The organism is Thermosynechococcus sp. B3, assembly GCF_030323045.1.
Lineage (GTDB): Bacteria > Cyanobacteriota > Cyanobacteriia > Thermosynechococcales > Thermosynechococcaceae > Thermosynechococcus.
Genome location: NZ_CP097584.1, coordinates 1,563,170 through 1,585,020, shown reverse-complemented (window position 1 = coordinate 1,585,020; position 21,851 = coordinate 1,563,170). Strand labels below are relative to the sequence as shown.

The window sequence follows — 21,851 nt, the reverse complement described above, 5'->3', positions numbered from 1 at the left end:
CACTGTGATTTGACGAACAGGTAACTCGATTGTATCCCTACATTTCTGGCACATAGCCCGCTGGCACGGCACTCGGATCCGTATCCCGCTTGGAACTGAGAATATCCATTCGGTCAACTAAAATGACCGGCGAGGAGCGATCAGCCCCCGTGTTGCGATCTTGCCAGCGATCGAACTTCAGACTGCCCTTAATACCCAACAGCGTTCCCTTGCGCACATAATCAGCAGCCACCTGAGCGGTTTTTCCCCAAATTTCCAAGTTAAACCAATCGGGTTGATCGTCCTTGGTGGGGCGATTCACCGCCAATGTCAGCCGACACTTCACACTCCCCGACTCAAAATAGCGAACGTCGGGATCACTGCCGACACGACCCACTAGATGAACCACGTTTAGACCCATGGCTGACTGCCTCAAACTGCTCTTTGCCCCATTGTACATGGTTCCATTGGTGCTACTGCCTCAAAGCCCAGCCAGCGCCTTGCTCAGCTGTTGCCTCTCCATAGATTTTTGTAAAAATTGGGTTCTGCGGGGTTACCGAATGCGGGGGTCAGCCCATTTGAGCAGTAAATCCGCTAGGAGGTTGCCAATAATCAGCATCACTGCCCCCATCATCAGGCTGGCCATGACGACATAAATATCTTGGGCAGTTACCGCCTGTAAAATTAAGCGCCCCAGACCCGGCCAGTTAAAGAAAAATTCGGCAATAAAAGCACCACTGAGGAGGCTGGCAAATTCAAAACCCAACAGGGTAATGAGGGGGTTCACCGCATTGCGTAGGGCATGGACGTAGATCACCCGTGATTCCGGGAGTCCCTTGGCTCGTGCCGTTTGAATGTAGTTTTGGCGCAGCACATCTAGTAAATTCCCGCGCATGAGCCGCTGTAAACCCGCAAAGCTGGTGAGGGTGAGGGCAATAGTCGGTAAAATCAGGTGCCAGCCAATATCCAGAACTTTGCCCCACCAAGGGAGGTCGTCGTAAAACAAACTGGTCATGCCCCCCACCGGAAACAAAGGGGTGCTTTGGGCAAGAAAGAGCAGCAAGAGGGCGGTAATGAAGCTGGGAAACCCTTGGCCAATGTAACTAATGACCCGCAGCAGGCGATCGCTCCAACGATCTTGGGTCACCGCTGCCCAAATACCTAAGGGGATGGCTAATCCCCATGTGAGGAGAATCGAACTAAAAGAGAGCAGGAGAGTGGCGGGTACGCGCTCCCACAATAGGGAGGCCACCGATCGCTGATAGACAAAACTAGTACCGAAGTTGCCATAGCGAATAATTTGCCACAGCCAGCGAAAGTATTGCTCTACAGGGGACTTGTCAAGGCCAAATTGCCGCTCCAATTCCTGCAAGCGTTCCAAGGAAATTTGGGGATCCGCCTTGAGATTGTCCAGATAGTTGCCCGGTGCCAACTGCATAATGGCAAAACTCAACGCCGAGGCCAACAGCAGCGTGATCAGGGCTTCTCCCAAGCGTCGCAAAATCAGGCGGCTCGTTTCATTCCCTAAGCCTTGGCCAATGGATTTGAGCATGGATCATTTGGAAGCCAGCACGGCATCAATAGCAGCCTTGAGTTCTGCTTCACTCAGTTGGGTAATGACAAACACCTCCTGCACCGTTTTGCCTCGCCGCGCAATCACCTTAAACCCACCTTTGATGGGCACCGAAACCCGTAGGTGTAGATGGGGGGATTTCCCTTTGACAGGGGCAATGACACCGGGCGTGAGGGTACTAATCCCCGCCACTTTGGCCAATTTTTCCAAGACGGGAATCAAGCCTTCAATATGGGTAGAGTGATTCAGGACAACCCGACCCGTTCCTGCTGCCATTGTTAGGGTAACCACCGTGCGTGCAAGCCGGGTGCCAAAGGTTCTGGCATCCCAACGACAATTTTATCTTGATTTAATTCTAGGGGGAAAAGCCAAATTTGATGCTGTTGAGGGGGCAGTTGACGCGGTGGCGGGGGGGGTGCTTGGGGGTCAGTGGGCAGTTCTGCCAGATCACTGGGACTGGGGTTGACGGGGGCAGTCTCGCTATAGAGATCGCTATTATCCACCACATCGGGCATTTCCCGTCCCTCAACAGAGTCAACGGCCAATGTACGGCCATCGGGTGCCAAACTGAGGTAGAGTTCCTGCTGCGGGTCAAAATCCTTGAGCTTGAACAGTTCCTTGGTTTTCAGATCAAAGAGGGCAAGATAGGGAACTTCGCGGTAAGAGCCTTCCCCTTCAATGCGGGTGAGGATGGCATAGAGAAATTCCCCCTTGGGGTCAAATTGGCCGGCAATGATTGAGCCATTGATGGTTAGCAGTTCCCTATGCTCGCCAAAGATGTCCACCACATAGAGCGATCGCGAGAAATTGGGGTTAAACTTCACCGCTGCCACTTGCCGGCCATCGCGGCTAAAGTCCAGCACCATGCCATACTGGGGCAAAAAGTCAAAGTCACTCTCACCATTGCCGGCTTCTAGGGGCACAATCGCTAACCCCTGCCCTTGGGCAATGATTAAATGCTGGTTGTCGGGGGCAATGCGAAAATCACCGGCCGCCGCTTGGTTGAGCCGCCGAGGCTGAAAATTTTCATCGAGGAGCCACAGGGAGCTATCCGCAGGCTGGAGACGATTTACCCGCTGAACCACGATTTTGCTGCCATCATTGGCCAACTGAAAGCGCAGGTTTTGATACTCGCTATTGTCAAGGATCAGGGAAATTTCGCCCACGGGTCGAGGTTGCCGCCGGGGGGTTTCAGGGGCATTGAAGTATAGCCCGGTAGTCACGGTGTACAGTTGGGGGTCAAAACCCATTTGCTCGCCGCGCTCGCCGGCACTAAAGAGAATGCGATCGCCAGCAGGATAGGGCTGAAAGTCAAACACCCGTAGATTGGGGGGACTGAGGAAGGTCTTCTGTTGCAGCGTTAGGTTATAGAGGATGAGGCGCCCCTCTTCGACCCCGGAGCCAAGATAGACCAGCACGCGATCGCGACTGCGAAACTGTCCCTGAAAGGGTTTGATCGGTTTCCCTTGGGGCACAGAAACGGCATCCTCGAGGGAGACTTTGAAGGTTTGACCGTAGGGAATCGGCTGCGTCAGCGTGTAGGCAAAACGACGACCCGACCAACTGGCCTTGCCCTCAAGGGGTGGCTCAATCTTGAGATGCTCCGCCACCGATGACCAATCCATCAGCCGATTAAAGGCGAGGATAAAGGCGCGATCGTCAGACCCCACATCGCGGTTTTGCCATGTAAAGTCCCGCACTTGGGCTTGGGTGCGATCGCCCCCCCACAACAGCAAAAGGGTCAGCACCAGCGCCACAAGGAACACACTCAAAGCAGCGCGATCAAGGGGCTGAGGAAAGGAGTGAGAACGCATTAGCAGGAACGGTCACACAGCAACAGGCGTACTATACCAGAGGGCTTCAATGTGCTGGATCATGGGTAGGGCTGCCGCTGGTTCTGCCAACAGCACTGTAAGATGACCCAACTTGCGACCCGCGTAGGTTTGACTTTTACCATACCAGTGAAGGTTCGCGTGGGGGAGAGCCGCCAAGGCCTGACATTTTGCCCCATAGTCAACCTGCGGTTCGGCTAAGCCCAAGAGATTTACCATCACCGCTGCCGGTACCTGCATGGCGGGACTGCCCAAGGACTGGCCACTAATGGCGCGCAAGTGCTGCTGAAATTGACTCGTGATGCAGGCATCAATGGTGTAATGCCCAGAATTGTGGGTGCGGGGCGCAATTTCATTCACGAGTACCTCACCCGTGGCTGTGAGGAAAAACTCAATGCCAAAAATACCCACAGCATCAAGTGCCGTTAGGATTTGGCGGGCAATCTGCTGAATTTGCTCACTCACTTGGGGGTCAACCGGGGCAGGGGCAATCACCCAGCGACAGATGGCAGCCACCTGCTGCGTCTCCACCACGGGATAAAGGGCAATCTCCCCTTGGGGCGATCGCGCCGCCATGATCGCCAGTTCTTTGACATAGGGCACAAAGGCTTCCACCAAAAACCCTTGGGGCGGAATTTCTGGCCAACGCTGCTGAAACTGCTGCCATGCCTGCTCATCGGAGATGACAAATGTTCCTTGGCCGTCATAGCCGTGGCGACAGGTCTTAATCACACAGGGCAAGGTGGGGGGGCGATCGCCCAAATAGCCAAAGGCCGGTACAGGAATCCCCAGTTGTTGCAAAAAGTGGCGCTGCTGGTACTTGTCCAAAAGGGGGGCTAGGGAAGCAAGGCGGGGATAAAAACAAACCCCCTGCTGTTCAAGGCGCTGCAACCCCTCGAGATCGACAAACTCATTCTCAAAGGTCATCACATCAACCTGCTTAGCTAGGTGTGCTGTCGTTGCCACATCGGCGATCGCCCCATAGCAGACCCCCTCAGCAACCGCGACGGCTGGATCCGTTGCCGCAGGCGTTTGTACCCACAGCGAGAGTCCCATTTCCTTGGCCGCCAGCCCCAACATCCAAGCCAACTGACCGCCACCAATCACCCCAATCTTGGTTACGTTGTTCACGCTTCCTCTAATCGACTCAACGGAACCTATTGTCCTACACCAATGATCCTAGGGTTCTATGCTTTGTATCCCCTAGAGGGCAAGCTGCACCAACCAAACACTGGGGTCGTCACCCGCAGCAAACTCAAAGTTCAATTTGCGGCAAATACGAATCATTCCCTCGTTATCCTTGAGAACATAGGCGTGGATGGCACTGAGACCCTCATCGCGGCCAATTTGAATCAAGCGGCGTAGTAATTCAGTACCAAGGCCTTGCCGCTGCCAGCGATCGCTAATCAACATCGAAAACTCGGCTGTATTGCTAAAGTGATCCTTACTGAGGCGAGCCGCACCAATAATTTGCGGTTCACTGGCGCCTTGATGCTCCACCACCAGAGCCATCTCGCGATCGTAGTCCACAAAACAGATGCGCACTAGGCGATCGTGGGCAACCCGCTGCGACAACTTCATCAGGTGGAAATAGCGCAAATAGACACTCTGCTCCGAGAGGGTCGCATGGTACTGCCGCATTAGGGGTTCATCCTCTGGCCGAATCGGTCGAATCAGCACTGGGGTACCATCGCGCAACTGCCAGGGACTCACGTATTGGGTGGGATAGGGACGAATCGCAGGCTTGACAAAGGTGCTTTCCTCTTTGTGGAGCAGAATGCGGGCATCCAAGGCCATCAGGCGATCCGGGGGTGCCACCAGCAGGGGATTGATGTCAATTTCCTTAATCCACGGCTGCTCCACCACCAGCAGGCTAAAGCGCACCAGCAGATCTTCTAATAGGGCAAGGTTGACGGCTGGCCAGCCCCGCACGCCGGCAAAGGCACGGGAGATTTTCGTTTGCTGAATCAGACGGCGTGCCAAGGTGGTGTTCAGGGGGGGAAGGGCGATCGCGGTGTCTTCGAGGACTTCCACCAACTGTCCCCCCGTACCAAAGAGAATCACCGGCCCAAACTGAGCATCGGTGGAACTGCCCAAAATGAGTTCAAACCCCTTCCATGGGATCATCGGCTGCACGGTGACACCAGCAAAATGACCCGCGCCAGCAGCAGTGGTGACATTTTTCTCAATCTGTTGGTAGGCGGTAATGACCGCAGCGGCATCGGGAAGATTGAGGGCAACACCCCCGACATCGGTTTTGTGGGTAATTGTGGGCGAATAGAGCTTGAGAACTACGGGATACCCTAGGCGATCGGCAGCAGCCACTGCCTCTGCTTCACTGCGGGCAATACAGGTTTCCACCACCGGTAGGCCGTAGGCAGCAAGAACCGCCTTGGCTTCCCACTCCGTCAATAGGGTGCGCCCCTCACTGCGCACGTGCTCAAAGAGTTGACTGACAGCATCCCGATCCGGGGGGGTGGTGGTTAGGGGCAGCGAGGGGGTTTGGTAAAGCGCCTGCAAGTGATCGCTATAGCGCCACATATAACTAAAGATGCGGGCAGCGGTATCGGCATAGGCATAGGTGGGAATGCCCGCCTGATTGAGAATCGCTTCTCCCCCTTTGACCGTTGTGCCCCCCATCCAACTGGCCAAAATTGGCTTGGCACCACTGGGACGGTTTTTGGCATAGGTAGCGAGATCTTGGGCGATCGCCAGCGGATCCGTCATTGCTTGGGGCGTCAGCACCACCAGTAGGCCATCACTGTTGGCATCGGTTTCACAGTGTTGCAGTGCCTTGAGGTAGCGATCCGCAGTGGCATCCCCCAAAATATCCACGGGGTTACCGTGGCTCCAAGCGGGGGGGAGCACTTGATTCAGTGCCTGTAGGGTATCCCCAGAGAGGGGACTGAGTTTACCACCCGCCCGAATCAGGGCATCAGTGGCCAAGACCCCAGGTCCACCGGCATTGGTGAGAATCGTCAGATGGGGGCCTTTGGGGCGCGATTGCTTGTCCAAGACTTCGGCCATGTCAAACAAATCTTCAATGGTTTCCACCCGCAGCACCCCACAGCGTTCTAGGGCCGCATCCACCACTGCATCGGATCCCATCAATGCCCCGGTATGGGAAGCGGCGGCCTGAGCGGCGGCGGCAGTGCGTCCTGCTTTGATGACAATAATCGGCTTGACATAGGCCACTTCCCGCGCGGCGGAGAGGAACGATCGCGCATCCCCCAGAGATTCCATGTAAATAACAATGCAGCGGGTTTGCGGATCATCGCCTAGGTAGTAAATGAGGTCGCCCCAGCCCACATCCAGCATCGTGCCAATGGACACAAAGGCACTAAAGCCGACATTTTCCTGCAAACTCCAGTCCAAAATTGAGGTGCACAGGGCGCCACTTTGACTGAGAAAGCCGACATGACCCGATCGCGCCATTGTCGCGGCAAAGGTAGCATTCAGCCCCGTGGGCGGACACATTACCCCCAGACAATTGGGACCAATAATGCGCATCCGCGCCTGACGGGCGATGGCTAAAATCTCTTCTTCGAGGGCAAGACCCGCCGCCCCCACTTCCCGAAATCCCGCCGAGACAATAATTGCCCCCTTCACACCCGCTGCTGCACACTCGGCAACCACCGCTGGTACTGTAGCCGCAGGGGTGGCAATGACTGCGAGATCAACCGCTTCGGGAATCGCGGTCACACTGGCATAGGCCTTGATGCCCAACACCGAACTGCGGCGCGGGTTGACGGGAAAAACCGTTCCGCCAAAGGGGGTTTGAATCAGATTCCAGAGAAGGGTGCGGCCAACACTGCCTTCTTTTTCACTGGCACCGATGACAGCAACACTTTTGGGGGCAAAGAGGGGACGCAGGGGCTGATGACCGGCGCGCCAAATATCGTAGGCGGTGGTTCGTGTCATGCTGTTACTCGCGCTACAGAGGTTGAGAACTGAGCCACCTCTACTCTAGCGAGGGCGATCGCCCCTAGTTACGCTTCGTTACGCTGAGTGCACTTCCCAGTCACAGCCCTTCTCGCCGGTGCGCCAGAGCCGCAGATGAAAGCGACTGTCACCGACCCGCAAATTACGGAGGTGGAGTTCCTCGATACTGTTGGGCAACAGGGGCTGATGCACCAAAAACTTGCCTTGGGGCACATCCACCAGCGGCCAAGCCATGATCTGAATGAATTGAAACAGACTGCCCGTTGCCCAAGCTTGGGGAGAGCAGGCTACGGGATATTGCACCGGTTGGGGATAGGTCTGGCGATCGAAGCCACAGAAAAGTTCTGGTGGGCGCAAATCTGGCTGCCGACAGGCCATATCAAAAAGGGTATCCACTAAGGTCAGGGCAAAGTCACTATCACCAATGGCGCGCAGCCCCAAGGCAATCAGACCCGTATCGTGGGGCCAGACCGACCCCAAGTGATAGCCAATGGGATTGTAGGCAGGGGAGGTGCTGCTGAGGGTGCGAATGCCCCAACCATTGAATAGATCCGGCAGCCGCAGGCGTTGCCCTATCCGCTGCGCTTTCTCGGGGTCGCAAATGCCCGTCATCAAGCACTGCCCCGCATTAGAGGTGAGGCTATCCACCGGCTGACCGTCGCCATCGAGGGCAAGGGCATAAAAACCCTCTGATTCCAGCCAAAAGTCACGGTTGAAGCGGTCTTTGAGGGCAGCGGCTTCGTTTTGCCAGCGATCGCCCCACTCGCCATAGCCAAAGTCTCGAGCAAGGGCACTCAGACGGGTTTTGGCGGCATAGACGTAGCCTTGGACTTCACAGAGGGCAATGGGACTGTGAGCCAGTTGACCGCGACGGTTGACGATACAATTGCCAGAATCTTTCCAGCCTTGGTTGTCAATGCCCTTGGCTGCTTGGCGATCGTAGGTGAGGTAGCCCGTGGCGGCCATTTGTTGATCCACCCAGTTCATTGCCGCAAGGGCATGGGGCCAGAGCGCCTCGACCGTGGTGCGATCGCCCGTCCATGCGTAGTAGTCGGCATAGAGCATCAGCCACAGGGGGGTGGCATCCACCGTACCATAGTAGGGGGTATGGGGAATCTCGCGGTTGCGCGCCATCTCGCCAAAGCGCAGTTCATGGAGAATTTTCCCCGGCTGCTCATCGCGCTCAGGACAGACCTGTTTCCCTTGGTAATGGGCAAGGGTGCGCAGGGTATCACGGGCGATCGCTGGATTGAGGATCAGCGTCTGTATCGCCGAGATGATCGAGTCACGGCCAAAGAGCGTCGCAAACCAAGGAATCCCCGCAGTCAAAACCTTGCCATGGCCAAAGGACTGCAAGAGCATATAGAGATCCGCCATGCCCCGCCGTAGGATGCGATTCCACTGCGGATTTGAGGTGACAATTTCCGTGCAGTCTGACCACCATTGTTGCCGTTCCTGTTGCGCCGCTTGATCGGCAGCCGCTAGGGATGAAGGCACAGGGACATGGGCGGTGGGTGCCCCATTGGTAAAGGGACGGACGCAATAGTGAATGCTGTGGTAGCCTTGGGGTTCTAGCTTGAGGTGCCATGTGGCGGTGGTGTCATCAAGACGGTCGGGGGGGGTGCCCAAGAACTGCACTTGGGTCTCCATGAGGGCACCATCAAGGCCTTGGTAGGCAAAGCAGAGATCGGCGCGTCCTTTGGTGTGGCGCAATTCACAACTGACGGGTTGCAGCGTTTTTCCCCGCTGTGGGCGACCACCGCCGTATTGGCGAATTTCAAATAAATCTTGAAAGTCTGCCGCAAAGGTTAAACTAATCTCCACGCTGGCCGGCTGCGCCTGATGATTGGTGATGAGAATCGTTTCAAAGAGGGCACCCCGCACCACTAGGAATCGTTCAATTGCTAAGGCCTCCGCGGGCAGAGAAGGTTGCTTGGAATTAGTGCACACCACCTTGAGCGCATGGCTACCCGTACAATGAAAACTCAGCAGAATCGGGCGATCGCCCCCCACGCGCAACTCCGCTTGACTGAGGAAGCGGGTATCCTGACAAAATAAACCTGTAATAGCCGTTTGCTGCTCATCATTGCAGATATTGCCCAATTCATCACAAATGAGCAGCACATCGTTGTCCTTGAGGACAGGAACAGTTTTCGGGTGAGTTCGAATTTTAGTAGCCGGCAGGGGCGGGGCGACAATGGGGATATAATCGCGCCCATACAGGGAAACAACATCGCTCTCCATGGGTGCGGCAGCAGTCTGTGTTCAATAGGAACAATTTTCGGTTATTCGTTAGATCATCTCGCAGGACAGCCATAATTGCAATAAGTAAATATGCACAATTGTAATGAGTAAATATGCGGTTGCCTCTGGTTGGAAGGTAAACCCCCGATGGCCTTAAGGTGGCGCTTTGCGCCATTGCAAATAGGTGGCCACGCCCGTGTAAATGAGGCTGTGGAGGATCAGCAGTCCCCAATTTAGCAGCAGATTACCCCAAGTGGGAGCATAGACAGGTGTCGGATCAAAGGGCTGAGGCGGTGGTTCAAACAGGCCAAAATCAAGGGGCGGCGGTACCATGCCATTCACGTCAATCAAGGCACCATAGGCACCCATTGTCCAACGGCCAATCGTCAGCCAAGAGAGTGCCCTTGCAATTCCCGTGAGCTTAAAGAGGACACCGGCAAAGATAATTTGCGGCAGGAGCAATGGCGGTAAAATCTTGCTCGCTTGATCGCTATTACTCACGGCAGCGGAGATCAAAAGTCCCAGACAGAGACTGGCCACCAGCGTCAGGAAGGTGGTGATGCCAAACCCCACCGGCCAAGGGAGGAGGGCACCCTGCGGCAGACCAAAGGCCAACAGTGCCACAAGGGTAATGAGCAGTGTTTGTACCAAAGCCATCCCCTTACCAAGGGTGAGTTTAGCTGCCATGTAAGCCCAGAGACTGAGATTGGCAAGACGTTCGCGGCGGTAGATGGCCACCTCTGTAATCAAGGCTTGCGCCCAGCCGGAGAGTCCCACCCAAAGACAGGCACAGGTAAAGACAAAGAGAATGCGCAGGGTTTGAGCCGCTTGCAGCAGGCCGGGGGGATCTTGGGGGACAAAGGGGGAGCGATCAATAGCAAAGCGGGTGAGCAGCAGGGCAATGGGGACGCTGATCAGATTCAAGACAAGGCTGAGGCGATCGCGCCACAGGAGTTGCCACTGGCGTTGACACAACACCCGCCATTGATAGAGGTGAAGGGGTGCTGGCTGTTGGGGAGGGGATTCGGCACTGGCACGGTTTTCGCCCCCCAAAACACTGGTGCTCTCATAGTGGTGCCCCATGCTGAGGTGGCTGGCAAGGTAGCGTTGATAGTCCGTGGATTGGCGAAATTTTTGACTCCATTCAGCACTATTTTCGGGAGTCAAGAGGGCATAGATTTCAGCCACGGAATTCAGGGGGCGATCAGGACTAAAGAATTGCCGAGCCTGATCGCCGGGGCCAAAATAGCAAAGACGCCCACCAGAGCCTAGAACCAGCAGGCGATCGCACAAATGCACATGACTCGTAGCATGGGTCACCAAGACAATCGTGCGTTCTTCATCTGCCAATTGCCGCAGCAACTGCATCAACAAAAAGTCTAGCCCCGGATCCAGACCCGAGGTGGGTTCGTCAAGGAAAAAGAGCTTGGGGTTGGCCAATAGCTCAACGGCAATACTCACCCGCTTGCGCTGACCGCCACTGAGACTTGCCACCAGTTGATCTTCAGTTCCCGTTAACTGCACTTGTTCAAGAACTCGCTGAATGGCGGCTTTGCGGTTTTGGGCATCGGTATCCGCTGGTAAGCGCAGTTGCGCCGCATAGTTCAGGACTTCGGCCACCGTGAGGCGGGCGTGGACAATATCATCTTGGGGTACATAACCAATTTGGTGACGGTAGGTGGCAAGATTGCGATGCAGATCGAGACCATTGAGTAGCACCTGTCCTGCCTGAAGGGGAGCCAGCCCCATCAACACTTTCAAGAGGGTGGATTTCCCCGTACCACTGCCACCGACAATACCCACAAGCTGCGTCGGCTCCGCCACAAAGGAGACCTCTTGCAAGAGGGAGCGATCGCCCGCTGGGGTTTTCACCCGTCGTTCCAATCCCCAAGCATCAATGCGAATGTGACTGCCCTGATCCGTAATCTCTAGGGTCTCGTGGCGGTAGAGCAGGACAAAAGGCCCAATGCGAATCTGATCCCCGTTGCGCAGCGTGTAGGGGTCTTTGAGGAGTTTGGCGTTGACATAGGTGCCGTTGCTGCTGCCCAAATCCCGTAGGACGTAGAGGCCGGCACTGGTGCGATCAATACTGGCGTGGCGCAAAGACACCGTGGGGGCATCCAGTTGCCAATGCTGATAGCTGTTGCTGGCTTCGCGCCCTAAAGTCAGCGGCCATTCTTTGAGGGTTTTGAGGACAAGGCGGCGCTGCTGCGGCAAAGGCGGTGCACTGGCCGTGCCTGAAAACTGGATCTGCACCAGCAATTGCACTTTGTTTTTCGGGTCTTGGCCAATTTCTAAGCGTAGGGTTTCCCCAAGGGCAAAGCCCTCTTCAATGCCGATGCGGCGTCGGTTGTAGAAGGTGCCATTGGTACTGCGGCGTTGATGGCCATCGCCATCCCAGAGGTAGTAGGTTGCCCCCTGTTGCTGAAAAACGGCATGGCGGCTGGAAATCACTGACCACAGTGGCTCATCGGGCACTACTAAATCCGCCCATTGGTAATCGCGTCCGAGGCGATGCTCCGGTTGGGTCAGGGAATAGGTCAACATTTTCCCCTGACTTTCGAGGGTGAGGGTGACGGTGGGGAGATCAACAACCGTTTTTGGGGGGGGCGATCGCATCACTATCTGCCTGTTCAAGGTGTTCAAAGCTCTAACTAATATCTTGCCTAGTTTGGCAGACACCCTGTCCTCGTGACGCACAAACCCCTCAGAATGGAGAAGATCGAGTGGCATTTTGCGATTTCTAAGGGTTGACCTTCGTGGGGGTAGAAGATTGAGAGGGTTCGGTATGAGCTGCGGAATTCAGCCGCTGTGTTCGATAGGCTTGCCAACCCAGACCTGCCCCAAATAGAGCGATCGCCCCAACAGCCGCCCCCAACCAAATCCACGGTAGAGAGTCTGTTTCCGGTTTTGTGTCTGAAGTAGCGGTTGAGGTATCCCCCCGCAGAGATTGGGCATAGAGTTGCATCGTACCTTGGGTAACAATACGATCGCCCCCATAAAGACCGCTAATTACTTCTACCTGATCGCCAACTCGCTGGCCAAGGGTCACTTCGACAGCTTCAAAGGCAGTACCATTCTGCACAAACACAAGGGGGGCTGATCGACTGGCTCAACGATCGCGGACTGGGGAATCATCACGGCATTGCGAGTTTGGCGATCGTCAAAAATTTGGACAGTCGCAAAGCTACCAGGTTTGAGTTCTTGGCTGGAATTAGCCAAGCTGGCGCGTACCGCAACTCGCTGCGTGGCGGGATCAACGACACTATCAATGAGTTCAATACGACTGCGGAAAACACGATTGGGAAGTCCTGCAACAGTGATATTTACAGCTTGACCCACAGCCACCTGTGCTCGCTGTGCTTCTGTAGGGTAAGCAACCGTTGAGAATAGCGCTCATGGTGAGGGCATACCAGAGGGCAAGACGACTGCGGCTGTGGCGGAAGAGCTTATGATCAACCATGATCGACAACAAAGCGATAGCCTAACCCATGGACGGTTTCAATGCAGTGCTCTTGACCAAGGAGGGCGAGTTTGCGGCGCAGCAGGCGAATTTGTGCTGCCACTACATTACTACTGGGTTCACTGCCCACTTCCCAAAGCTGCATCATCAGTTGGTCGCTACTGAGAATCCGCTGGGGGCGTTTCATGAGGTATTCCAAGGTCTGGAATTCCTTAGCGGTTAACTGCACCTCAGTACCCGCCCTATTTCTCAGGGTGAAGGTACCATAGTCTAACGTTAATGCCCCTTGACACAATTGCTGGGGTTGGAATTGGGGCGATCGCCGCAGTAAAGCCCGCAGCCGCGCCAGCAACTCAGCCATTGCAAAGGGCTTAATCAAATAGTCATCTGCCCCCGCATCTAATCCCTGAACGCGATCGCTGAGGCCATCCCGTGCCGTCAGCAACAAAATGGGCACCGTGTAGTGGTGGATACGCAGTCGCTGACAAACCTCCAACCCCGACAGCCGAGGGACCATCCAATCCAAAATCGCAACACTGTAGTCCACCTGCAACTGCTCAATGTAGGCCCAAACCAGTTCCCCCTCCTGCGCCCAGTCCACCACATAGCCTTCCCGTTGCAACACCCGCTGAATGGCGGCTCCTAAATCCGGTTCATCTTCAAGCAGCAACACCTTCATCCGTGCAATCCCCTAATTCACCGTCACCCAAAAGGGAGCAGTAACAATTTGCTCACCCCGCTGGAACTGTCCCCAGAGCTTGTAACGTCCGGGCACAGGAAACTGGGTCATAAAACGGATCACCTCCTTAGGTTGATGATCCACGGCATGGGCATGGAGATAATCAGCAGGTTCGAGGGGAGTCGTGTCTCGCAAAATCACCAGATGCCCTGCTTCGCCAAGGTAGGGGCGCAGATCCCTAAGGGGTTGCTGGGTGGCAGCATCCCGTAGGCGAAAGGCCACTTCCACCGCTGATCCAGCCTTGAGGGGTTGAGGGAGTTTTAGTTCGACTGCCGTTGTGCCAATCACTTGGGTGGTTTGAGCGGTTGGCGTACTCGATGCGGGCGGCGTTCCTTCAGCCGCGATCGGGATCATCGCCACCGTTTCGTCAGCGCCAGCGGGTTTATAATCAGCAATGAGGGTGTAGCCTCCCCCCTGGGGCAATGTGGTTGTGACTTGAAACTGACCTTCACCCAGATAGCGGGGATGCAGGTGCTGAAACACTTGAAAATCATCACTGACGATGATCAGGTGCATTAGCGCCTCTTGAAAACGCTCAAACTGCGTCACTGCTTCACCAGTGTGGGTGCGAATCGCCAACGTAAAGGTGGTTGGTTGTTGAGGCGTAGGTGCGGGCGCATTCAGCAGTTCCATATGGGTCGTAGCAGAGCCGTCTGCGTGCTCATGGTTGGGACTGTGGTGCAGGTGATGGTGGTCATGAAGCATAGGCATTTGCCGTTGCTGGGCAATCCCAAGGGTGGCGATCGCCCCACTCAAGAGCATGGCCAGTCCCAAGAGGGTGGGTTGGATAAAGCGTGGTAGCATCATTCTTGTCTTCCTCCCTGATTGGGTTCATAACGAAAGCGAAAACGACTGTTAATGGGTTGACCATTGATGGGGCTAAGGAGAACAATACGATAGTCTCCTGCCACGGGATTGGCTAGCCGTGCGGTGTAGTGTTTGTCCTCAGGGGTATAGGTCATCGGTAGAGTGACCCGATCGCCCGTTGGCGTTTCAATATCAGCAGTAACGGTAGCAGTACCCACGGGAATATGGTCTTCCCCCTCTTGGATATAGAAGTCAATATAAGCATAATTGCTCGCTGTCCATTAACACTGCCATCTCCCCGCGCTAAGGCAGGCCCTTTCGTGACTGTTGCCACATCCTGCACGCGAATTGGTTGGCCATTGCGGTGCGCCACCAACGCCACCGCTAAATCAGCGACTGATGTTGCCCGACCAATGCCCCGCACAATTAACTCCTGATCGGGAGTGACAATGACCCCACCCGCTGCATTTTCATTGGCGCCACTCACCCCCGCCACCACGTCCTGCAAAGAGACCTGTTGTGCGGCGAGGCGATCGGAGGGCATACATCAAAATCGTGGCAATGGGGGAGGTAATCGGTGAAATTTGGGGTGAGGCATTAGGTGGTAGGCGATCGCGCACCTCCTGCAACCGCTCGGTAATCAGTTGCCGTGCTTGATAGATATTCGTTTGCCAACTAAAAACTACCTTGACAACAGATAAGCCAAGAGACGATGCAGAGCGCACAGTTTCGACCCCTGCCGTACCATTGACGACACTTTCAATGGGCAGCGTAATCAGCGATTCCACTTCCTCTGGTGCTAGGCCCGGTGCCTCCGTTTGAATTTCCACTTGGGGGGGCGCAAACTTTGGCAGTACATCAAGGGGCATTTGCCGCAGTTGAAAAATACCGAAAATCGTCAGGGCGATCGCCCCGAGCACCACCAACCAACGTTGGACAATTGACCACCAAAGAATTCGATTCAGCATTACCACAGTGTGTTACTAAGGCTGATTTTGGCAAAGGCACATGAAATAAAGATGAAAAGCTAGGAGTTGCCGGACGATTTGTGCTTTATTCGTTGGCAAAACCGAGTTGCAGTTTCAATCAGGACAGGAACAAACTCGTGGGCAGCTTGCAAACTCGTGGCTAAGATGGCTGCATCTCGAATGTAATCGTGAACCATTTGATTGCGCAGTTGCCGCATGGTAAACCAAGCATCTGCATCGGACACAAGGCCGAGCCGTTCAGCACGGTCAAGGTTTTCCAAGAAAGTCGCCACTGGTTCGCCAAAGGCACTCAGATAGGCGGGCAATAGCTTGCTCCCTAGGGTATCTTGAAGGCGGCCAAAGCGTGCCAAAAAAGCATCCACCCGCTCCGCTAGGTCAATATCCTCCTCCAATTGTGCTGCCCGCCGTGCCGTAAATGGCTCCTGAAAGAGGCGTTGATCCGTCACCTGTAGGTGTGCCACTTCTCGCTCCACCAGTTGGCAGAGGTGATGTAGGCGTTCCTGAAGTTGAGGACTCAACATTGAAGGCGAACTCCCGTTTGTTGGGCCCAATCGTGAATCGGCTGCCGCTGGAGATTGGGTGCCCAGAGGAGAATGTCCACTTTACGACCTGCCATGGCGCGGCTGATTTTGGCACTGAGTCGAGCACTGACAAGGGCAGGATTCTCAACGGGGTGAGACAGCCGGATCAATAAATCCACATCGCCGCCCTTTAGGTCATCGTTCACCCGCGAACCAAACAACCACACTTCGGCTTCGGTACCTACCAGCGCCGCCACCGTCTGGCAAATTTGCTGCACTTGCTGATCCGTTAATCGCAACCTGATTCTCTCCTAAGCCCACAAAACCAGTCCCATTTCATAGGGATGACTCAAATAGGCGTGGCGCGGTAGCAGTTGGAGGGCAATGCCTTGGTGGCCACTCGTGTCGTAGCTCATCTCAGCGGTGTAAAGGCTATGGCCTTCAGGGGTGGTACCCACAAACGTCATCAGGGTAGGACAGGCCTCCTCTAGGGTGCCGGCCTCATTCACCCGCCCTTGGAACAAAATCACCTGCACATCGCTTGGCAATAGGGCACCGAGGGCAATCACGGCTTTGACTTCCACAAGTTCGTTAACCTCGAGGTTGTGCTCAGCCGAGGTTTCAACCCCGATAATCTGAATCGAGTACCAATGTTCAAAAATGTGGGCTTTCCAGCGAGCCAGTTCCTTGGCTGCGGCATAGTTATTTTCCTTGAGGATAAAGGAGCGATCGCTAGCAGGGAAATAGCCGCGATGGGCATACTCACGCACCATGCGGGCGGTATTGAACTGGGGCGTATTCAAAGAGAGGGCGGCTTTCATCTTTTGCACCCAGCCGCGCGGCACCCCATTTTCATCGCGATCGTAAAAGAGGGGAATGACATCCCGCTCCAACCGTTCATAGAGCGCATTGGCTTCCACTTGATCTTGATAGTGGCGATCGTCATAGGTTTCGCCGTGGCCAATCGCCCAACCCGTTTTCACATAGTCCGCCTCGTCCCACCAACCGTCCAAGGTACTCAGATTGGGTAAGCCATTCATGGCCGCCTTCATGCCACTGGTGCCGGAGGCCTCCTGAGGCCGCAAAGGGGTATTCAGCCAAACATCACAGCCTGCCACCATCATTTTCGCCACGTGCATATCGTAATCCGGGATAAAGGCAATGTGGTTGGCCATGCCCTCTTGGCGCGTAAAGTGAATAATTTCCTGAATCAGTTCTTTGCCGGGGTTATCCTTGGGGTGCGCCTTCCCCGCAATCACAAACTGGACAATCGGCCGCCGCTGCTTCGCCCCCGTTTTCACCGGTACGGATCCCAATAAAATTCGCCGCAGCCGTTCCACATCCCGCAAAAAGAGAGTGGCGCGTTTATAGGTAGCAAAGCGACGGGCAAAGCCAATGGTCAAGGCGGTCGGATCCAGCACTTCTGCCGCTTGCGTCAATTCAGCACTAGAGGCGCCCTGCTCTTCAAGCATCCGTTGTAGGCGCGATCGCACAAACATCACCAACTGATAGCGGCAAATCTCATGGATACGCCACAACTCCTCATCGGGAATACTGCTGACCCGCGACCAGAGGGGATCCGCCAAGGGCGCATCAGACCACTGCGGCCCAAGGTAAATATCCAGCAGGTATTGCAATGGTTCAGAAACGCGACTGCGAGCATGGACGCCATTGGTAATCGAGGTAATCGGCACCTCCGTCGGCGGCAGATTGGGCCACAGACCTTGGAACATCTGGCGGGAGACTTCACCGTGGAGCGCGCTCACCCCATTGACAAAACTGGCGGTATGAATGGCTAGGTTCGCCATACTAAAGGGTTCTTGAAAAGCCCCCGGATTCACACGACCCAAGGAGAGAAACTCCTGCTGTGAGAGGTTAAAGGCCTCCGCATAGTGGCCGACATAGTAGGTCACTTTATCGGCAGGAAACAGATCAATCCCCGCAGGCACGGGGGTATGGGTGGTAAACAACTGGCTGGCCTTGACCACCTGCAAGGCTTCATCGTAGGTAAGCTGCTCTTCGGTGATCAGTTGGCGAATGCGCTCTAGGGATAAAAAGGCGGAGTGCCCCTCATTCATGTGATAAACCGTTGGTCGCAACCCCAAGCTGTGGAGCAGACGCACGCCACCAATGCCCAGCAACATCTCTTGATGGATGCGCATGTCCATGTCCCCACCGTAGAGGTAGTCGGTGATCTGCTGATCGTAGGTACTGTTTTCTGGCAGGTTTGTGTCTAAAAGATAAAGGGGAACCCGACCCACCTGAACTTGCCAAACCCGTGCTTGGACTTCTCGATTGGGGTAGTCCACTCGAATCCGATGCTCTTGACCTTGGCCAGTAGTGACCAGCTTGAGGGGCAGGGTATAAAAATCGTTGCTGGGATAGCGTTCCTGCTGCCAGCCATCGGCACTGAGGTACTGCGAAAAATAGCCCTTTTGATAGAGCAGCCCCACCCCCACCAAGGGCAGTCCCAAGTCACTGGCGGATTTGAGGTGATCTCCGGCCAAGACCCCCAAGCCCCCCGAATAGATTGGCAGGCACTCCGTGAGGCCAAATTCAAGGGAAAAATAGGCAATACACTCGCCGGGAGGCGCGTCCGTGCGCGTTTGCTGGTACCACGTCTGCACAGGCTGGGCATATTCTTGAAATTGGCTGATCACCCGCTCCATCTGTGCCAAAAAGCCGTTGTCGGCCGCCGCATCCAAGAGGCGATCTTGGCGAATGCGTCCCAAAAGGGCGACAGGGTTATGGTTTGTTTGCTCCCACAGTTCTGGGTCGAGGCGGCGAAAGAGGGCGATCGCCTCCGTGTTCCACGTCCAGTAGAGGTTGTAGGCCAGTTCCCGCAGGGGTTCCAAACGTTGCGGCAGGTGAGGACGAACGTTAAACGTGCGGATGGGCTTCATAGGGGCTGCCAGTGTCGTCGTTTCTATCTTAATTTCCTATGCGCTTTGAGTATGATTTGCTGATTGTGGCGGCGAGTCCTTTGGCATTGGACATTGCCTATCGGTGTGCGGCCTTGGGGCGGATTGGCCTAGTAATCCCAGCCGCTGATGTGCATTGGCAATGGCAGTGGCAACGCTGGTGGCTGTCGCAGTTTCCCCCCCAAAGGTTGGACACTCAGCAGTGGCAGCACTTTCAAGCCCACCTCAGCCACGGACAGCGCCGCTATGCCCTTAGGGTCTTGGAATTGGTGGGGGTCGATGTGATCACAGGGGCGGGGGAATTTGTCTGGCAGCCCCGCTGTCATTTTCAGGTGGGGGGCGATCGCCTGTATGCGCAAGGCTATTTCCTCCTTGATGCGCCTGCGGCAATGGATGCTCAGGATATGGACGCCCTCAGCAGGATTGAGCTGGCCTGTTGGCACCACTGGTCTGGCAAAGCCTTGCATCCCGATGCACAAGGTCTGCCGCTTGTGGCCACAGAAGATGCGTGGTTCAACGATCGCCTGCATGCTGCCCTGAGTGGCCTCGGTCTAGGGGTTCCCCCACTGGGAAGGCGCAAAGCCCCCGATCCAACTCCTTTGAACCTGCACCGCCTCCAGCGAGATGCTCAAGGGTGGCTGCGGATCAATTCCCAAGGGCGCACCAGTCATCCCCAAGTCTATGCCTGTGGCGGTTGGCAGCGGGGGTACCATTTGCCTTCCCTGACCTACTTTGAGGCCTTTGCGATCGCCCGCCAGATTTTACAGCGAAAATCCCTGCCCCTTGATTACTACCGTCAACCGTGGTGGATTGCCCTACCTGTTCCCATTGCCCGCGTCGGTTGGAATGCGCGGCAAGCCCAGCAACGCCTCAGGGAACCCGTTCAACTGTGGGAGATTCAGCAGTTTAGTTCCGAGGGTCAGAGCTTGGGTCAAGTGGTGATCAACCGCCAAGGACAACTGCTGGGAGCTACCTTAATGGGTCAGGACGCGATCGCCGGTAGTCGCATTTTTGGGCAGTGTTTAGGTCAAAATGCCGTTGCTGCCATTACCTATGCCGGTTGGGAATTCGATTGCCAGCGCCAGCGATCGCCCAAGGCGCAACCTTCAGCCAATTGCGGTAAAGGATTGGCTTCCCCAGACCCCTGATGCTGCCAGAGGATCGTAAAGGCGCCTGCCCCTTCTCCTTGGTGGGGCCACAGCCGATAGCAGGGAAAGGCTGCTAGATGGGATTGATAGGCCGCCAGTGCCGCCACAGGTTGAGGAACCCACTGCGGAAACCTTGCCATCAGCCAAGCCGCCACATCCTCATTTTCATCCTGACTAAAGGTGCAGGTGCTATAGAGCAACCATCCCCCCGGACGCACCAAGGCTGTTGCAGTTGCGAGAATGCGTTTTTGCCGCCGTTGGTTGTGGCGAATCGTCAATGGATGGAAACACCCTTCAGCTTTTTGCCCCTTGGCCAGCAGCGATTGCCCAGAGCAGGGAGCATCCACAATCACCACATCAGCAGCGCCTTGGAACTCAGCAGCCAGCACTTCACTATCCCAAGCGGTGACGCCCACTGGATGCACTCGACAGCGTTTGAGATTGCTAATCAGCATCCCCACCCGTTTGCCAATGGTTTCATTACAGATGAGGTAGCGGGGTTGCAGCGATCGCCACGCAAAGAGGCTCTTGCCGCCGGGCGCCGCACACACATCAATCACCAATGACGGCTCTTGGGGCAGCGTCAGCAGCGGAACCGCCGCAAACACCGATGAGCTATCCAAGCAATAATAAGCCCCGGCCTCATGGAGAGGGTGTTGACCGGTACGGCTGCCGGGGGCAAAGCGACTCACCCAAGGGGGCTGCCAAGAAAGTGGCGGCAACGGCTCAAAGGGTAAGGGGGACGCTGACTCGCGACACCACAGCACCGTGGCAGGGTAGGGCGGGGGGGTGGTGAGAGCCTCTAAAAAACGCTCCCGATCGCCGGCAGTCTCAAAGAGACGGTTGGCACAGGCCACAGCCAATCGGGAGAGCATCACCACAGGCTTAGCGGTGGACGGCGATGGCACCTTTGACCGCTTCCGCGAGGGCACGCACACTGGCCACCATAGCCACTTCACTATTGAGTTGGTTGACGGCAGAGCCGACCCCGACACCCGCAGCCCCAGCAGCGATCGCCAAGGGAATCGTCACTGTCGAAAGCCCCGAAGCACACAGCACCGGCACCGCAACGGCGCGGGAAATTTCGTAGGCTGCCGCCAATGTCGGGGCTGCTTTTTCAATGAGACCCAACGTGCCACTGTGGTGGGGTTGGCTACTGGTTCCCCCTTCGGTTTGAATCACGTCGGCACCAGCGGCCACCAAGGCCTCAGCAAGGGCAACCTGTTGATCCAAAGGCAGCGTGTGGGGCACGGTTACTGACAGCATGATTTGGGGCAGCAACTCGCGAGTTTGGCGCGTCAATACCAGCACTTCCTCAGCGCTAAACACCCGCCCCTGGGCATAGAAGCTATCGTAGTTGCCGATTTCCACCAGATCGGCACCAGCGGCAACGGCATTCAGCAGTTGTAATGGCTCCACCGCAGACACACAGATGGGCAGCATCGTTAGTTCCTTGGCAAGGCGCACCAGCTCAGGATCGGCAGCAATATCCACAAAAGTGGCACCCCCTTGATCGGCAGCAGTCACCACCGCCCGCACGCGATCGCGATCAAAATTGTTGAGGCCACTAATAATCTTGAGAACAGAACGCTGCTCAAAGGCAGCGGCTAAACGCGGATGCAGCATAGACTTGAAACTTTCCGTAGTTGTGCATTTTTTTATCCTACAGCCCTTTTCACAACGACTGTAACTG

The 21,851-nt window shown here is 55.6% G+C and carries 19 protein-coding genes and 1 pseudogene; 1 reads left to right on the top strand and 19 read right to left on the bottom strand.

Going from position 1 to position 21,851, the window contains the following annotated elements; genetic code table 11:
* Positions 1-37: 37 nt before the first annotated feature.
* The 17 genes and pseudogenes from M0646_RS07960 to glgP form a co-directional block, all read right to left on the bottom strand.
* Complete coding sequence (locus M0646_RS07960; RefSeq protein ID WP_286625244.1) at positions 38-400, bottom strand: single-stranded DNA-binding protein; 363 nt, start codon at positions 398-400, stop codon at positions 38-40.
* Positions 401-532: 132 nt separating this feature from the next.
* A complete protein-coding gene (locus M0646_RS07955; protein WP_286625243.1) occupies positions 533-1,531 on the bottom strand; it encodes an ABC transporter permease in 999 nt (332 codons plus the stop codon).
* Between the two features lie 3 nt (positions 1,532-1,534).
* Positions 1,535-1,828 (bottom strand): DUF2103 domain-containing protein, encoded by a 294-nt coding sequence (locus M0646_RS07950; protein WP_190278328.1) that lies wholly within the window; start codon positions 1,826-1,828, stop codon positions 1,535-1,537.
* A 2-nt stretch (positions 1,829-1,830) separates the two neighbouring features.
* Positions 1,831-3,366 carry a hypothetical protein gene (locus M0646_RS07945; RefSeq protein WP_286649492.1) on the bottom strand — a complete coding sequence of 512 codons (1,536 nt, stop codon included), beginning with the start codon at positions 3,364-3,366 and terminating at the stop codon, positions 1,831-1,833.
* Positions 3,367-3,378: 12 nt separating this feature from the next.
* On the bottom strand, positions 3,379-4,464 hold the full coding sequence (locus M0646_RS07940) for a 5-(carboxyamino)imidazole ribonucleotide synthase (protein WP_399363215.1): 1,086 nt from the start codon (positions 4,462-4,464) through the stop codon (positions 3,379-3,381).
* 123 nt (positions 4,465-4,587) lie between these two features.
* Positions 4,588-7,305 (bottom strand): bifunctional acetate--CoA ligase family protein/GNAT family N-acetyltransferase, encoded by a 2,718-nt coding sequence (locus M0646_RS07935; protein WP_149819740.1) that lies wholly within the window; start codon positions 7,303-7,305, stop codon positions 4,588-4,590.
* A gap of 78 nt (positions 7,306-7,383) precedes the next feature.
* On the bottom strand, positions 7,384-9,570 hold the full coding sequence (locus tag M0646_RS07930; RefSeq protein ID WP_286649491.1) for an amylo-alpha-1,6-glucosidase: 2,187 nt from the start codon (positions 9,568-9,570) through the stop codon (positions 7,384-7,386).
* A 153-nt stretch (positions 9,571-9,723) separates the two neighbouring features.
* Positions 9,724-12,189 (bottom strand): ATP-binding cassette domain-containing protein, encoded by a 2,466-nt coding sequence (locus tag M0646_RS07925; RefSeq protein ID WP_286625239.1) that lies wholly within the window; start codon positions 12,187-12,189, stop codon positions 9,724-9,726.
* Between the two features lie 124 nt (positions 12,190-12,313).
* Positions 12,314-12,661: a hypothetical protein gene (locus M0646_RS07920; protein ID WP_286649490.1), complete on the bottom strand. Its 348-nt coding sequence runs from the start codon at positions 12,659-12,661 to the stop codon at positions 12,314-12,316.
* Positions 12,619-12,912: an efflux RND transporter periplasmic adaptor subunit gene (locus tag M0646_RS07915; RefSeq protein WP_286649489.1), complete on the bottom strand. Its 294-nt coding sequence runs from the start codon at positions 12,910-12,912 to the stop codon at positions 12,619-12,621. The genes M0646_RS07920 and M0646_RS07915 overlap by 43 nt, the downstream gene beginning before the upstream one ends.
* Positions 12,913-13,025: 113 nt before the next feature.
* A complete protein-coding gene (gene rppA, locus M0646_RS07910) occupies positions 13,026-13,712 on the bottom strand; it encodes a two-component system response regulator RppA (RefSeq protein ID WP_286625237.1) in 687 nt (228 codons plus the stop codon).
* Positions 13,713-13,724: 12 nt separating this feature from the next.
* Positions 13,725-14,579: a hypothetical protein gene (locus M0646_RS07905; protein WP_286625236.1), complete on the bottom strand. Its 855-nt coding sequence runs from the start codon at positions 14,577-14,579 to the stop codon at positions 13,725-13,727.
* The gene (locus M0646_RS07900; RefSeq protein ID WP_286650004.1) at positions 14,576-14,797 is read right to left on the bottom strand and encodes a hypothetical protein; all 222 of its coding nucleotides are present in this window, start codon (positions 14,795-14,797) and stop codon (positions 14,576-14,578) included. Before M0646_RS07900 ends, M0646_RS07905 begins: the two co-directional genes overlap by 4 nt.
* Positions 14,798-14,832: 35 nt before the next feature.
* Positions 14,833-15,547 (bottom strand): annotated as a pseudogene (locus M0646_RS07895) (efflux RND transporter permease subunit); the annotation flags it as partial.
* A gap of 59 nt (positions 15,548-15,606) precedes the next feature.
* Positions 15,607-16,089, bottom strand: a complete 483-nt coding sequence (locus M0646_RS07890; RefSeq protein WP_286649488.1) for a hypothetical protein — start codon at positions 16,087-16,089, stop codon at positions 15,607-15,609.
* Positions 16,083-16,388 carry a nucleotidyltransferase domain-containing protein gene (locus M0646_RS07885; protein WP_149819724.1) on the bottom strand — a complete coding sequence of 102 codons (306 nt, stop codon included), beginning with the start codon at positions 16,386-16,388 and terminating at the stop codon, positions 16,083-16,085. The genes M0646_RS07890 and M0646_RS07885 overlap by 7 nt, the downstream gene beginning before the upstream one ends.
* A gap of 12 nt (positions 16,389-16,400) precedes the next feature.
* Complete coding sequence (gene glgP / locus M0646_RS07880) at positions 16,401-18,992, bottom strand: alpha-glucan family phosphorylase (RefSeq protein WP_286649487.1); 2,592 nt, start codon at positions 18,990-18,992, stop codon at positions 16,401-16,403.
* Between the two features lie 38 nt (positions 18,993-19,030).
* On the opposite strand from glgP, the gene M0646_RS07875 reads away from it, so the two are divergent.
* Positions 19,031-20,158 (top strand): hypothetical protein, encoded by a 1,128-nt coding sequence (locus M0646_RS07875; RefSeq protein WP_286649486.1) that lies wholly within the window; start codon positions 19,031-19,033, stop codon positions 20,156-20,158.
* Here the strand turns inward: M0646_RS07875 and M0646_RS07870 are convergent.
* Positions 20,062-21,066: an RsmB/NOP family class I SAM-dependent RNA methyltransferase gene (locus tag M0646_RS07870; RefSeq protein WP_286625229.1), complete on the bottom strand. Its 1,005-nt coding sequence runs from the start codon at positions 21,064-21,066 to the stop codon at positions 20,062-20,064. The two genes, M0646_RS07875 and M0646_RS07870, sit on opposite strands and share 97 nt — an antisense overlap.
* On the bottom strand, positions 21,044-21,784 hold the full coding sequence (locus M0646_RS07865; RefSeq protein ID WP_286625228.1) for a DUF561 domain-containing protein: 741 nt from the start codon (positions 21,782-21,784) through the stop codon (positions 21,044-21,046). The genes M0646_RS07870 and M0646_RS07865 overlap by 23 nt, the downstream gene beginning before the upstream one ends.
* Positions 21,785-21,851 lie beyond the last annotated feature (67 nt).

Coding starts and splice junctions, on each gene's coding strand:
- M0646_RS07935 (WP_149819740.1), bottom strand. CDS start 7,305: ATGACACGAACCACCGCCTACGATATTTGGCGCGCCGGTCATCAGCCC.
- M0646_RS07890 (WP_286649488.1), bottom strand. CDS start 16,089: ATGTTGAGTCCTCAACTTCAGGAACGCCTACATCACCTCTGCCAACTG.
- M0646_RS07940 (WP_399363215.1), bottom strand. CDS start 4,464: ATGTTGGGGCTGGCGGCCAAGGAAATGGGACTCTCGCTGTGGGTACAA.
- M0646_RS07955 (WP_286625243.1), bottom strand. CDS start 1,531: ATGCTCAAATCCATTGGCCAAGGCTTAGGGAATGAAACGAGCCGCCTG.
- M0646_RS07950 (WP_190278328.1), bottom strand. CDS start 1,828: ATGGCAGCAGGAACGGGTCGGGTTGTCCTGAATCACTCTACCCATATT.
- rppA (WP_286625237.1), bottom strand. CDS start 13,712: ATGAAGGTGTTGCTGCTTGAAGATGAACCGGATTTAGGAGCCGCCATT.
- M0646_RS07865 (WP_286625228.1), bottom strand. CDS start 21,784: ATGCTGCATCCGCGTTTAGCCGCTGCCTTTGAGCAGCGTTCTGTTCTC.
- M0646_RS07945 (WP_286649492.1), bottom strand. CDS start 3,366: ATGCGTTCTCACTCCTTTCCTCAGCCCCTTGATCGCGCTGCTTTGAGT.
- M0646_RS07875 (WP_286649486.1), top strand. CDS start 19,031: ATGCGCTTTGAGTATGATTTGCTGATTGTGGCGGCGAGTCCTTTGGCA.
- glgP (WP_286649487.1), bottom strand. CDS start 18,992: ATGAAGCCCATCCGCACGTTTAACGTTCGTCCTCACCTGCCGCAACGT.
- M0646_RS07960 (WP_286625244.1), bottom strand. CDS start 400: ATGGGTCTAAACGTGGTTCATCTAGTGGGTCGTGTCGGCAGTGATCCC.
- M0646_RS07930 (WP_286649491.1), bottom strand. CDS start 9,570: ATGGAGAGCGATGTTGTTTCCCTGTATGGGCGCGATTATATCCCCATT.
- M0646_RS07925 (WP_286625239.1), bottom strand. CDS start 12,189: ATGCGATCGCCCCCCCCAAAAACGGTTGTTGATCTCCCCACCGTCACC.
- M0646_RS07905 (WP_286625236.1), bottom strand. CDS start 14,579: ATGATGCTACCACGCTTTATCCAACCCACCCTCTTGGGACTGGCCATG.